Source organism: Acidobacteriota bacterium, assembly GCA_016208495.1.
In the GTDB taxonomy this organism is placed as follows: Bacteria; Acidobacteriota; Blastocatellia; order Chloracidobacteriales; family Chloracidobacteriaceae; genus JACQXX01.
Window position 1 is genome coordinate 25,800 of the sequence record JACQXX010000017.1, and the last position, 14,386, is coordinate 40,185.

At 51.6% G+C, this 14,386-nt stretch carries 6 protein-coding genes; 2 read left to right on the forward strand and 4 right to left on the reverse strand.

Annotation, left to right across the window (positions count from 1 at the left end):
- Positions 1-74 precede the first annotated feature (74 nt).
- Positions 75-1,580: a hypothetical protein gene (locus tag HY774_02850; GenBank protein MBI4747393.1), complete on the reverse strand. Its 1,506-nt coding sequence runs from the start codon at positions 1,578-1,580 to the stop codon at positions 75-77.
- Positions 1,581-1,966: 386 nt separating this feature from the next.
- Here HY774_02850 and HY774_02855 point away from each other — a divergent pair, with 386 nt between their 5' ends.
- Complete coding sequence (locus HY774_02855) at positions 1,967-3,169, forward strand: acyl-CoA dehydrogenase family protein (GenBank protein ID MBI4747394.1); 1,203 nt, start codon at positions 1,967-1,969, stop codon at positions 3,167-3,169.
- 439 nt (positions 3,170-3,608) lie between these two features.
- Here the strand turns inward: HY774_02855 and HY774_02860 are convergent, their stop codons facing one another.
- Both HY774_02860 and HY774_02865 read right to left on the reverse strand, forming a co-directional pair.
- Positions 3,609-7,466, reverse strand: coding sequence for a GAF domain-containing protein (locus HY774_02860; protein MBI4747395.1), 3,858 nt, complete (start codon positions 7,464-7,466; stop codon positions 3,609-3,611).
- Between the two features lie 609 nt (positions 7,467-8,075).
- Positions 8,076-12,089: a GAF domain-containing protein gene (locus tag HY774_02865; GenBank protein MBI4747396.1), complete on the reverse strand. Its 4,014-nt coding sequence runs from the start codon at positions 12,087-12,089 to the stop codon at positions 8,076-8,078.
- A gap of 574 nt (positions 12,090-12,663) precedes the next feature.
- Here HY774_02865 and HY774_02870 point away from each other — a divergent pair.
- Positions 12,664-14,070 carry an MBL fold metallo-hydrolase gene (locus HY774_02870; protein ID MBI4747397.1) on the forward strand — a complete coding sequence of 469 codons (1,407 nt, stop codon included), beginning with the start codon at positions 12,664-12,666 and terminating at the stop codon, positions 14,068-14,070.
- 54 nt (positions 14,071-14,124) lie between these two features.
- Here HY774_02870 and HY774_02875 read toward each other — a convergent pair whose 3' ends face one another.
- Positions 14,125-14,358: a hypothetical protein gene (locus HY774_02875; protein ID MBI4747398.1), complete on the reverse strand. Its 234-nt coding sequence runs from the start codon at positions 14,356-14,358 to the stop codon at positions 14,125-14,127.
- Positions 14,359-14,386 lie beyond the last annotated feature (28 nt).

Genomic DNA, 14,386 nt, shown 5'->3' on the forward strand with positions numbered 1-14,386 from the left:
TACTCGCTTTTTCTGCGCTACTCGCTTTTTCTGCGCTACTCGCTACTCACTTTTTCTGCGCTACTCACGACTTCCTATGAATCGCGTTTGACCTTGGTGGCGGTCACTGAACCGTCCGAGCTTTCCGATCCCTTGACTTCAACCCGAGTCCCAACCGTAATTGAGCCACCACGTTGGGAAATCGTAGTTGAGGTGGTTACCCGAACAATCCGCCCACTCACTTTCCATTCACCAACCAGATTTGAAGTCTCCGGCAGGGTTTCGACAATGCCGTGGAAAGACGAGCGTCCGTTTGAACCGGTCTTTTCCTTGATTTCGATCTTGGTTGCCGTAAATGAACCATCGGATTGGACAATTCCTTCAACTTCCGTATAGGCGCCAACCACGGCTGGACCATGTTCCCGATCAATGTAGGTACTGGCAGTGACAGTCACCGTGCGACCCGAAATCCGCCATTCTCCAAGCTGGTTGGATGATGTCGGAAGGGTCTCGATACTGCCGTAAAATTTGCTGTACTGGGTTGACCCGCCACCGGTACTTGAACTGGATTTCACTTCAATCCGGGAGGCTGTGACCACACCGGCTGAATCAACCACGCCTTTGACCTCGACGAGTGCTCCAATCTGCAAGGTTCCATTTCGGGTTTCAATGCTGGTCGAAGACGTTACCCGCACGGTCCGACCGGCGATGGTCCAGTCACCGACAAATCCTGTGCTGGCTGGTTGGGTTTCAATAACGCCATAGAATTCAAAATACGATCCGCTGCTTGACCCGCCACCGCCGCTGCTTTCAACGTGAATTTCTTTAGCCATCACAGTTCCATCGGATTGTTGTGAACCTTCGACTTCGACGAGCACACCCACCGCAAAATTGCCGCGTGACCGATCCAACTGCGTGCTGCTGGTTACCTGAACAGATCGTCCTCCGACTTGCCAGGTTCCAATGAGGTCGGCACTGGTTGGAAGGGTTTGAATCCGATCATAGAACTTAATGTACATACCACCGCTGCCGCCACCGGTGCTGTTGTCGTCAACGTGGATGGATTTGGCGGTGACTGACCCGTCGGATTGGGCATAGCCTTCGACTTCGACCCGGACGCCGACTGCAAAGGACCCGCGCGACTGGTCAAGCGACGTGCTGGCGGTCACCAGGACGTTTCGACCCTCAACGACCCAGTTTCCACGAAGGTCACTTGAGGTGGGAAGGCTATTGATTGCACCGTAAAATTTGACTTCCGATCCACTGCCGCCGCCACCACTTCCACGCACGACTTTGACTTCCGAGGCGAGGAAAGAACTATCTGATTGTGGTACGGCTTCGACTTCAACTTCAGCGCCAACCACCGCCTGGCCGCGCTCCTGTTCAATTTTTGTAGACGAAGTAACACGAACTGTTTTGCCCGCAACTCGCCAATCTCCAAGCAAACTTCCACTGCTCGGGAGACCTTCGATTGTTCCGACAAATTTCACATCGTCATTACCGCTGTTTGTATTAAAGGATTGTGCAAATAGAGAGGTGGGAGTGATACAAAGAGTAAATCCAAAGGTGAGAAATAACGCAAAGCTAGTCAGAGCCTTCATTCGGCTTCCTCCAAAAAGGTACTACTTAAATAACAAATCAATATTACCTGATTTGCTGGTCCACAGGCACGTTAACGTTAGGGGCAAGAACTACGTCTGGTTGTGGAAATTATTGGTGGGATTGAGGAAGTTAATCAATTGAAACAAGAGCCTGGCTGCAGGTCTCCGATGCCGCAGAAAAAGAAGAAAACCTCAAAGCCAGGCACTGAGCGAGATCATAGAGAGTACAAGATAAACAGAAGATAAATTTCTGAAACTTTTCTCAGTTTTTCGCCAACTGTTTGCCGGAAGTGAGGTTGTGCTTGGTTATTGGGGTTTTTTCAAGTAGAGTTTGGCAACTTTTCAAACAACCCCCTTCGACATCTTTTTTATAAAGGACAACTGTTGTGGACTTTTCAATCGCTCAAGACACCCAAAAGCTACTGGCTGAAATCCGTGAATTTATCCAGGCCGAGGTGATTCCCTTGGAACCGCAGGTTCTGGCTGGGCGCTTTCACTTGATGGATGACCAGCTTGAAGCCAAACGCGCCGAGGTTAAAGCCCGAGGCTGGTGGTCACCCTTTATCCCGAAAGAACTCGGCGGCATGGGGCTTCGCTTGATGGAGTATGCGCATATCAGCGAAGAACTTGGCCGCAGCATGATTGGTCATTATCTCTTTAACTGCCAGGCCCCTGATGTCGGGAACATGGAAGTGCTGATGCACTACGGGACGCCCGAACAAAAGCAGCAATACCTGTATCCGCTGGCCGAGGGAAAAATCCGAAGTTGCTTTTCAATGACGGAGCCAGGCTATCCCGGCTCCAATCCGGTCTGGATGGGCACCACGGCTGAAAAAGATGGGGAAGACTATGTCATCAATGGCCGAAAGTGGTTTACTTCGTCGGCTGATGGCGCGGCTTTTGCCATTGTCATGGCGGTGACCAACCCGGAAGCTGAAAGCCCACATCGGCGTGCCAGTCAGATTCTGGTGCCAATTGATACACCTGGGTTTAATCTGGTGCGAAATGTATCAATTATGGGTGAACCGGGCGGGGCCTGGCTCAGCCATGCTGAAATCAGTTATGAAAACTGTCGTGTCCCGCAATCAAACCGATTGGGCCCGGAAGGCGCCGGGTTTTCCATTGCCCAGGAACGGCTCGGACCAGGGCGGATCCATCACTGTATGCGCTGGATTGGCATTTGTGAGCGGGCGTTTGATTTAATGTGCGGCTATGCAGCCAAACGTGAGCTTTCTCCTGGAAAACCACTTGGCGCCCAGCAAATTGTTCAGGCGTGGATTGCCGAAAGCCGGGCTGAAATCAATGCTTCCCGATTGATGGTTTTGCAAGCTGCCTGGAAAATTGACCAGACCGGCACCAAGTCGGCAATTGAAGAAATCTCAGTGATCAAGTTTTATGTGGCCGGAGTCTTGCTACGAGTGCTGGACCGGGCAATTCAGGTTCACGGGGCGCTTGGGATTACCGATGACACGCCGCTGGCCTTCTGGTACCGGCACGAACGCGGTGCCCGCATTTATGACGGTGCGGACGAAGTGCATAAATCTTCAGTTGCCAAGCGGGTCCTGCGTGGGTATGGGGTTAAGGTTTAGGTCAGAAAGAGAAAACCAGGAAATACCAGTTTGTCGTCAGTAGTTCGCTAAGGGGGCGTTAAAAAATAAGTTCCTGAGAGCGCTGTCACCCTTTTACCTCCAGGTTTTGGTTTTGCACCGCAAAGCGGTGCCGTTTGGATAGCCGGTCGGTTGGCCGCTTTGGGCCTACCACCGGTCACTCCGGCTATCTCGTGTTGCTCCGCGCTTCGTCTGCGCGCCGTGGGGGGCACAGGCAGCGGAGGGACAAAACCTTGTGAGCTGGGCGAAAGGACGAAAAGGACGAAAAGGACATTCATTTGAACCCGTGGAAGATCAGATGCCAGGAAAATTTTTCATCCCTCATCCTTCATCTCTCATCCCTTGTCTTTTGCCTTTCAGGATGCTCAATCCAAATACCTGTCCTCCAAACAAAAACGGGAAGTTGTTTTTTAACGCTCCTTTACTTTCCATCTTCCACCAGCGATTCGACCGGCTCCTGGATTTGCTGTCGGATTGGCAGCCAGACGTGGAAGCAGCTTCCCTGGTTGCGACCTTTGGAATCAACCGAGACGCGTCCGCCGTGGGCTTCGATGTAACTTCGGACAATCGCCAGCCCTAATCCAAGCCCGCGAGCCATAAATTCATACTTTCCCGATTTATGTTGGGCTGCGTCGGCCCCGGCGTAAAAGCAATCAAAAATCCGGTCGTGTTCCTCGGGGTCAATCCCAATCCCACTATCATCAACCGCCAGATGGCAGAAATCTTCGGTTTGCTCAAGGTGCAGGTTAATGCGTCCGCCATTGGGCGTGAATTTGATGGCATTTTGAACCAGGTTCCAAATTGCCTGCCGGATTTTGTCTGGGTCGGCATAAATTTCGCACTCACCAGCCGAAATAATGTTGATTTTGAGGCTCCGGTCAACGATGACATCGGAAAGTTCAGTCACAATGTCTTGAACCGTCAAATTCAGGTCAAAGGTGCAGTGCGAGAGGTTAAATTGCCCCTTGGTAATGCGCAGCATTTCCTGGACGTCTTCAATTGTGCTGAGCATTCGTTCGGTCATGATTCGGCAGGTTTGGAGCAATTCCCGTTGTTCAGAATTTAAAGCGCCGACCATTTGATCCAGCAGAATTTCATGCGTTCCGCTCAAGACCGTGATTGGGGTGCGCATTTCGTGGGCGGTAATGGCCAGAAAGTTAGATTTCATCTGGTCCAATTGTTTCAGGCTGCGAGTGACCTCCTGCTCACGATGATACAGCTTCTGGAGTTCTTTCATTGATTCGCTGATGAGCAGGTTTTTTTCTTCAAGCTCACCGTACAGTCCCGCGTTTTCAATGGCCACCGCAGCCTGATTGGATAATGCCTCCAGAATATGGGAATCGGCTTCGGTAAACGGGGCTCGACCTTTGGGGCGACGAATATCGAGAACCCCGACCACTTTTCCCGTGCGCGAAAAGATCGGAACATTGAGCAAGCCATGAATATCAAATTTTTCAACCAGATCGGGGTAAAGCAATTCACCGCTCCCACCGGGTTCATTGATAATCACGGGTGTGCCTTGTTTGGCAACCCGGCCTGCAATTCCCTGACCGAGTGGAAAACTGACGGTGAGGTCGTCCCAATGATCACGGCACCAGACCCGGCGAAAAACCACATTCCCACCCTCGATGAGTCCAATTCCACCTGGTTCACCATCCACCAGCCGGGCAGCTTCATCGGTGATGATTTGAAGCACGGTTGTGAGTTCAAGCTTGGAGTTGATAATTCGGGTACTTTCGAGGAGTTGCCGCAAGAACCGAACCCGCTTTTCCTGTTTTCGGCGCAGATTTGTTACCCGCCAGGTATAGCTTCCAACCCCAGTGCCGACTAACATCACGAAATACAGCCCATATGCCCACCAGGTCTTCCACAATGACGGCTTGATGGCTATCGAAACCGAAATCGGCCCGGTGATATTGTCAAAACTATCCTTTCCCCAAACCAGAAAGGTGTAGTTTCCGGCGGCGAGATTGGTGTAGACCGCTTTATAGTCGCGTAACCAGGCCGACGGGATCCGATCATATCCGCTTAAGTGCATCCGGTATCGGGTGCTGTCACTTCGTTGAAAATTGAGCAGGGAAAATTCGAAGGAAAGGTTGTTCTGGTCGTGCATCAGGTTCAGGTGGGTAATATGGGGAGGCTGGACCTCGCCATTGACAGTAACCCGTTCGATATAGAGTGGTTTGAGGGTCTGGTCAAATTTCTCGGCAATAGGGGAGAAAACAGCCACGCCATTGACGGTCGCGGCCCAAATCCGTCCCAGCCGATCACAGATTGCTCCCTGGGTGCATTCATTACTGGGAAGGCCATCCTCATCCAAAAAAGTACAGGTTGAAAACTCAGTCTGATTGGCCAGGTTTTCCGCAGGCGGAATCAAACAGGAAATGCCTTTGTTCGTCATCAAAAAGATTCGGCCCTGGCGGTCAACCTGAATTTGATGAATCGAATTATTGGGAATAGACGGTTGCGACGTATCTGAAAAAACCATCCACTGTCCTTGCGGGTCAGTGGGATTGATCCGGATTGCCCCTCCGTTTCGAGTCCCAATCCATAAATATTGTGATGATTCATCGTTGCCGGTGGGATAAAGGTGCAAAATCTGATTATTCGGAAGCTTTGAATTCGTGGTTGAATACTGAGTCCAGTTGTTTGACCGAAAACTGACCAGCCCGGCATTGGTTCCCAGCCAAAGGGTTGGTTTTCCATCGAGATAGGTTGCGGCCAGTGAATACACGACATCGTCGGGAATTCCCGAATTTTTCGGGGTGTACATCGTCCATTCTCCATCCTGAAATCGTGCCAGTCCATCTCCTGACGTCCCAACCCACAAGGTGGTTTTTCCACTCGCGTCAACTGTTTGCAGCAGTGAATAGATTTGAAGTTTGGGCAGGTAATTGGTCCACGTCCCACCTGAAAAACACGCCAGGCCGGTGTCGGTTCCAACCCACACGCCACTGGTGCCATCACTGAGTGGTGCTTCCATCAAACACAGGACTCGATTATTTGGAATGGATGAATTGGAGATGTCAAAAACGGACCATTTCCCATTTTGGTACATCACTAGCCCGGAGCCATTAGTGCCAAACCACATTTGAGGCGGGCCGGTCCGACTGGTTGTTTCCAAAAGTGCCAGAACCCGGTTGGAAAAGGCTGGAACATCGGCGGCGGTGATGCTCCGCCAGCCATTATCAAACAGCCGGATGATTCCTCCTCCATTTGATCCAACCCAAAGGGTTGTGGATCCATTGAAGCCGGGCATGACCTCGATGGCCACCAGGTTGTTGTCTGGCAATCCAGAATTTTGAGCGTCATACACCGTCCATTGCCGGAAATCATAGTGGACGATCCCGCCGCCATAGGTGGTGAACCAGAGGTTGGTCTTCCCATCAACGGCCTGGGTGGCGGCAATCTCAGGGATGCCTTTCGAGGCAAAGGGAGTTTCAGGGCCATTGATGGGCGTCCATTCACCCTTGTGGTATTTGGCCAATCCGTCGGCAAAGGTCCCGGCCCAGAGTGTTTGAGTCCCATCGGGTGAGCGGGTTTCGCACAGACTTTGAAATAAATCGCTTTGGAGTTTGGAATTCCGAGTGGTGTATTGGATCCACTGCTGGTGCTCATACCGAAAAATGCCGCCGCCATAGGTTCCAACCCAAAGGGCAGGGGTGCCATCATCCGCCATTGAGGGAAGTAAACACCCAATAACCCGGTTCAGGTCAGGATGGGTTGTTTGGTTGAAAACCGTCCACACCTCATTTTCAAAGCGGACCAGTCCGCCGCCATAGGTTCCAATCCAGATGATTGATTTTCCACTTTCAGAAGATTGTTCGACCAGACACCGAATCTGGTCGTTTGGGATCGGGCTGTTTTGGCGGGTGAAGGTCTGCCACTTCCCATTTCGCAGGATGGACAGCCCACCACCCAGCGTTCCAAACCAGATACTGCCGTCCGAGGCTGGAAGAATGGCCCGAACATAGTTTGATGCCGTCTGGTTTGGCATATTGACGGTTGTCCACGAGCGACCATTAAAGCAGGTGGCTCCGTCCTGGGTTCCAGCCCACAGGTACCCGCGTTGATCAACTTCAAGACACATCACACTGTTTTGCGGCAGGCCATCGCGATCATTAAAACAGCGGATGGCGGGTCTGGTTTCCGGATAGGTTGGATCTCGGAATAAGGACACCCTGGTCGGCTGAACCTTGGGCGGAATCACCTGAGCGGTCAGTGGGAAAAGAAGCCCTAACCAGAAAAAACAAGCAAGCAATGGCAACTTCTTGTTCATGCCTGATTTCATCATTGGGGGTTTCCTTTGGAGGTAAGGGTGAGCAACGCCTGATAATACTAAATCGAACCACAGCAGATTGGAATACATCGGGTTCAGGGTTCAGGGTTCAGGGTTCAAGGAAATACAATTGTTTCAATAGTTTAGTGCAAGTCCTCATAAAAAAGGATGAACGAAAATCAAATGCTTTTTCCGCCTGGAAGGCGATGAAAAGTGGCCGGTGGGCAGGGCGGCTTTGAGGCGCACCGACCGGTATCTTGCCGGCAATTGATCAGAAATGAACCACGTGGTGCCGGCAGGATGCCGGCGCTCCCAGGAAATATTCATCTGAAAAGCCATGGAAAACAGTCAAGTGTTCAACCAAATAAACTGAGCGAACTACAAACCACTAAGGGACTGTAAAAAATCAACTTCCCGATTTTCATTTGGTCGAAGCCATTTTCTTTTGAGTTCGGTGGCACTTTCCCTGACACAAGCTCAGACCCCATTGAAGTCTTTGGATTTCTTTTTCGTGTTTTTCGTGTATTTCGTGGTTTCCTGTTCTGAAATTGGATCTCTCCGGGTGACTTATGTTTACAGTCCCTAACCACTAACCACTAACTGGCATCCCTACTCGCTCTGATTCACAACTCGCTCAAATGTACCGGTTCTGGTTTCAGTCGGAAGTGGGAGCGGGAACGACAGGAAAAAGCAGCTTCCCTGACCCATCCCGGCTGATTCGGCCCAGACTTTGCCCTGATGGGCTTCGACATAACTTTTCACAATCGCCAATCCCAATCCGAGTCCACGGGCCGAGAACTCAAACTTGCCGCTACGATGGTTTGAGGCATCAGGACCGGCATAAAACCAGTCAAAGACTGACTTGAGCACCTCCGGGTCCAGCCCGATGCCTGTGTCCTGGATCGTGATCTGGATCTGGTCGTTGACGATGTCGGCCTTGATCGCGACTTCGCCGCCATCGTGGGTAAACTTAATGGCATTCTGGATGAGATTAAACAGGGAAATCCGAATCATTCGGGGATCAGCTTCAAGTTCGAGCGTCGTCGGACAATCCAGCACAAAGTTCAAATTCCGGAATTTTACGGCTTCCCGAACCTCAGTCAGGATTGACTGGAGCAAGTTGGAAATATTCAATCGGACAGGCTGGGGATGTACCTCTCCCTGGGTGATTCTCAGCATGGCCTGGACTTTTTCGATGGTACTCGACATCCGCTCAACCATGCGGTGGCAGGTCTGAAGATTTTTCAATTGTTCCGGAGTCATTGCTCCAAACAAATTGTCCAGGAGAGCTTCGATCAGCCCGTTGAGAACCGTGATTGGAGTCCGCATTTCGTGAGCTGTCACATTCATGAAATTATTTTTCATGACGTTGAGCTGCTGCAGGGTTCGAGTGACCTCCTGTTCACGGCGATAGTGCTCTTCCAACTCTTTCATTGACTCACTGATAAACAGGTTTTTTTCTTCCAGCACCCCATAGAGTTCGGCGTTTTCGATGGCGACAGCCGCTTGATTGGCCAGCGAAGTAATCAATTGAGCATCGGCTTCGGTAAACGGGGCACGACCAGCCGGGCGTCGAATATCGAGAATTCCGACCACTTTCCCCAGCCGTGAGACAATTGGGACCTCGAGCAATCCCCGAATCTTAAATTTTTCCAGGTACAGTTTGGATCGATAGGCTTCGGGAACTTGCGACATGTCATTGACGATCAGCGGTTGGGCTTTCCGAGCCACAAAGCCAGAATAGTCCTCGTCCACTTTCAGGGTAATCGCGGTGGTTTCCCAGGCCCTTCGATTCCAGACATGGCGGTACTCAATTTCCTGACCCGTGACCAACCCAATGCCACCTGGTTCACCTTTCACAAGCCGGGCAGCTTCTTCAGCGATACTTTGCAAAACAGTATTCAAATCCAGATTTGAGTTGATAACCCGCGTGCTTTCAAGGAGCTGGCGCAAATCTCGGAGCCGCTCCTCCTGACGTTTGCGCAAGATGCTGACCCGCCACTGGTACAACCCGATTCCCGTGCCCCCGATCAGGAAAAAATACCCAAGAAACGCCCACCAGGTCAGCCAGGGGGCGGGTTGAATGATAATTTTAAGCGTGGTGGGCGCCGTGATGTTTCCAAATACATCCCGTCCAATCACCTTAAAAGTATACGTGCCCGCGCCCAGGTTGGTGTAAATCGCCTTTCGATCATGAATCCAGCCGGTGGGAGTGGCGTCATAGCCTTCGAGTTGAACTCGGAATCGAACATCGTCTTCGTGCACATAGCACAGGAGCGCAAATTCAAAGGCCAGATTGTTTTGGTCATGCTGAAGCGTCAGTTCAGAGCCGGTGATTGGAAGGTCAAGTCCATTGGCGGAAAAGCGTTCAATGGTCAATGGTTTGGGGGTCCGATCCTGAAGTTCGCGATTCAGATCTAAATAAGCGGCGCCGGAACTGGTCCCGGCCCAAATTCTTCCCCTCCGATCAATCATGGCTGCCGTTGACAGGCTGGCGGGGATTCCATCTTCCGTGGTGTAGGTATAGAGCGAATATTCCGCCAAACTCTCGGCGGTGGCCGCCTGCCACGTTAAACGGGCAATTCCTTTGTTGGTAAATAAATAAATCCGGTGTTGCTGGTCTTGCAGAATCTTATGAATGACATTGCTCGGCAACCGAACGGTCTCGGAACTATCGGATAAAATCAGCCATTCATTGGTGGGGTTGAGCAGGTCAATCCGGGCGGCACCGCCACCCTGTGTTCCCACCCAAAGAAACATCCGGCCATCGGGTTCGGTCATTCCAGCCAGACTCAGCACGGCATTATTGGGGAGTTGCGAATTTGCCGTGGTGTATCGAGTCCATTTCCCATTGGAAAAGGCGCCTAATCCGGCCCCGCTGGTCCCAACCCAAATCGTCGTTGTCCCGTCAGGAGTCCGGGTCTGACGAACACAGTAGACAAAATTGGTCGGAATCCCAGAGTTTTCCTGGTTGTACAGGGTCCATTTTTCATGGGCGAAATGTACCAGCCCGGCTGAAGTTCCCACCCATAATTCAGGTTCACCATCCGGGCCGGTGACTTCGATAAAATGATTCACAATGTTGCTGGGAAGGCCAGAGTTGGCCATCGTAATGGCCGTCCAGTGCTGGCCGTCAAACCGGGCCAACCCACCTCCGTAGGTTGCCGCCAGGATTGTTGGGCGATCTTTGAACAGGCGCGATTCGGCCAGCCAATACACCACATTGTTGGGAAGGCCGGAATTTGAGGTGTCAAATGACTCCCACTGGCCATTGGCAAATCGCGTAACTCCTCCCCCGTCTGATCCAAACCAGTACACAGGCTGACCATCTGGACCTTGTGTTTCAAGCAAGCTGGAAATCTTTTTATTGCGCAAGCCGGAGTTCAAACTGTCATATGAAATCCAGGCACTGTCGTCGAGTCTGACGATCCCGCTTCCATTGGTTCCAACCCAGATCATCCGGGAATGGCGAGGCAAGCGGGTGTTTTGAAGGCAAACGACATTGTTATCGGGCAACGCCGAGTTTTCAGTGGTAAAGGTCGTCCAGGAACCGTTTTCGAGCCGTGAAATGCCGCCGCCATAACTGCTCACCCATAAAATTGATTCACCTGATTGGCCCTGGATTTCAATGATTGAAGTGATTTCATCGGATTTCAGTTGTGAATTTTGGGGTGTATAACTCGTCCAGGTGGTGCCATCCCACCGAACCAGTCCTCCGCCCAGCGTCCCGATCCACAAAATCCGGTTGCCGGTTGGGCTGCGGGTTTCCAGCAGACTGTGGATTTTATCATTGGAGAGACCGGAATTTTTGGAGTCAAAAACCTGCCAGGATTGACCGTCGAAGCGAACCAACCCGCTCCCGTAGGTTCCAGCCCAGACAACTTGCTGTCCCTGCGGATCCTGGGAAACCACCAGACTGCCAATGACCTGCTTGAGCGCGGGGCAGTTTTTCACGGTAAATTGAGTCCATTTTCCCTGGTCAAACCGCATAATTCCTTTGTCGTAGGTTCCCACCCAAACGGCGTAACGGCTATCAGGTTTGGCTTCAATCGCCAAACTGCGAATCCGGTTGCTGGAAAGGCTTCCGGTTTCAACCGTGTAAGTCGTCCAAAGTCCGTTTTTTAATTGTGAAACCCCACCCCCAAGGGTGCCAAACCAGATACTTTCGTCGGGTGCCACCTCCATAGCCCGGACATAATTTGAGGCGGTTCGATTGGGCATATTGACAACTTTCCATGCAATCCCGTTGTAATATGCCGCGCCATCCTGGGAGCCAGCCCAGAGATACCCTTTGGAGTCAATCACCAAACCCATAATCGCGTTTTGCGGGAGTCCATCTTTGTCAGTGTAGGTGCGAATTGAAGGATGGCCGTTGGGAGGCAGGTCATTGAGAGGTAACAGGGAAGTCTGGGCCGCGGAAGGTGAAATGGGCGTTGCCCCCGTGGTTGACGATTTGAGGCCATCGGCCCCCAGAACTTGAAGGATCCAGGCCCCACTCAAAATCAAAAGCACAACCATCCCACCCCGCCAGCCCAGATGGATCCCTCTGGGATTGACAGGCGACCCCCTCCAGCCGAAACCAGTTTGAAAGACCCGGGAAAAATGGTCGTCAGCAGTGGCCATGATGATTCGGTCAGGTGGTGTGGAAACCGGAAGTCAGTTGAGGTGAACCACTCTCTCCGGTTTTGAAAGTAGCTAAGAGTTGTATTGAAAACAAAGGGCTTAGCTGAATTGAGATTGTATGGGTGACCGCAAAAAGGTTCAAACGGGTGTCGTTTACACGCTTTTTGCTTGATGGGTGAGCCTGACCCGCAAAATCCAGGGGATCAGGAAATGGAAAGTCAGGTGTTGAAAAGAGATACGCAACTTGTTTTTAGCAAGAACCAGGGGCCGGTTGCAAATTGTACCTACCCAGAGCCAGGTATTTTGGAGGCTTTTGCCGTTGAACACTGGAATTACTTCGATTTTTCCTTGACAGGTTTGGTAACATTGCCCGCCCCTTTCTTGTTCTTTGGAGTCCTGAATTCGCGGCCAGGTGCTGGTCGAAAAAGCCAGCCTCACCTTTTTCAGGAATTTCCAACCACTCATACCAGGCCGCCTGATTTTCAGGGTGTCACACAGCGGCACGCCCTGGTTTTTGATCCAGTCCGGATGATTCTCATTTCCGACATCATATTTTTAAAGTAGAGGGAACGCTATGTTTTTCAAACAGTTTTATTTAGGGTGCCTGGCGCACGCGTCATATATGATTGGGTCTGAAGGGGAAGCGGCGGTTGTTGACCCGCAACGTGATGTTGAGATGTATCTGGCCGAGGCTCAGACCCAGGGGGGAACCCTGAAATATATTATCGAGACTCATTTGCACGCCGATTTTGTAAGTGGTCATCGGGAACTGGCCGCCCGAACCGGTGCCACCATTGTGTTTGGGCAAAAAGCCAATGCGCTGTTTCCTCATCGGGCCGTGGTTGATGGTGATGAGCTTCAGGTCGGGAAGGTCGTCCTCCGGATTTTAGAAACGCCTGGTCATACCCCGGAAGGAATTTCAATTTTGGTTACTGATACTGAAGATTCAAGCGCACCAGTAAAAGTTCTGACCGGCGATACACTTTTCATCGGCGATGTTGGACGACCGGATCTGGTTGGATCAAAAGGGTTTTCAAGTCAGGAAATGGCCTCGATGCTCTATGACAGTTTGCATCAGAAATTATTAAAGCTGGATGATTCAGTTGAAGTGTACCCGGCGCATGGGGCCGGGTCGCTGTGCGGGAAAAATCTTTCCAGCGAAACTTCTTCAACCATTGGGGACCAGCGACGGCTCAATTATGCGTTAAAGCCGATGCCACGGGAGCAGTTTGTGGCCATGATGACGGCTGATTTACCTGAAGTTCCGGCGTATTTTCCTCTGGACGCTGAAATCAACCGAACCGGTGCTCCACCGCTCCTGGATCTTGGGCCAGCCAGGGAATTGACACCTGAGGAGGTCAATAAGCTGATCCAGCAGGGGTATCTGGTACTGGATACTCGTCCCGCCCCCCAGTTTGGAAGCGGGCATATCCCAGGTTCGATCAACGTTGGTCTCAAGGGCCAGTTTGCCTCGTGGGCTGGAAGTCTGATTCCCCTGACCACACCCCTCATTTTAGTTGTTGAATCCTCTGATCAGGTTCCTGAAGCTGTCACCCGACTGGCCCGAGTTGGAATTGAAACGGTTGGCGGGTTCCTGGCTGGTGGTATTACAGCCTGGCAAGCGGCTGGATTGGCCCAAAATACAATCTCTCAACTCTCAGTTGAATCACTGAGTCAACGACTGAAAACCGAACCCAGGTTACAGGTGGTTGATGTGCGCCGACCAACCGAATTTGTGCAGGGGCATGTTCCTACGGCTTTGAATTTTCAACTGGCCCAGTTAGAAAAAAATATTGATCACCTTGACCCAACTCGACCAACCGCTGTCATTTGTGCTGGCGGCTATCGGTCCAGTGCTGGAGCAAGCCTGCTTTCCAGGCATGGGTTTTGCGAGTTGTTCAATGTTGTGGGCGGCACCGCCGCCTGGGTCCAGGCCGGATTGAAAGTGGAAGGTGAGTGCGAATCCGTTGCCTGTTCATAGACCCACACCTTCAAGCTGAGCTATCCCGTGCCCCTACACCGTGAGTGGCCAGATTCAGACAGGGAGACTGCCCCGCATGGCCGGAATCAAATAACTCTTTTTTGGGAACAGGCCCGACCTGAACCCACGATTATCTCCCTGTTTTCCCCAGGTCGAATCTCTCAATCCGGTTACATCCAGGCCCTCGGCGATCTTCTGATAGAACGCCCCGGAATCAAAGCTCATGCCGCGATTTCTATTTCCGAAAATTGATTGGGTCTGGCACATTGGTTGCAATTGTGTGTGCATCCTAAAGCTCAGTGCTCAAGAAAGATCC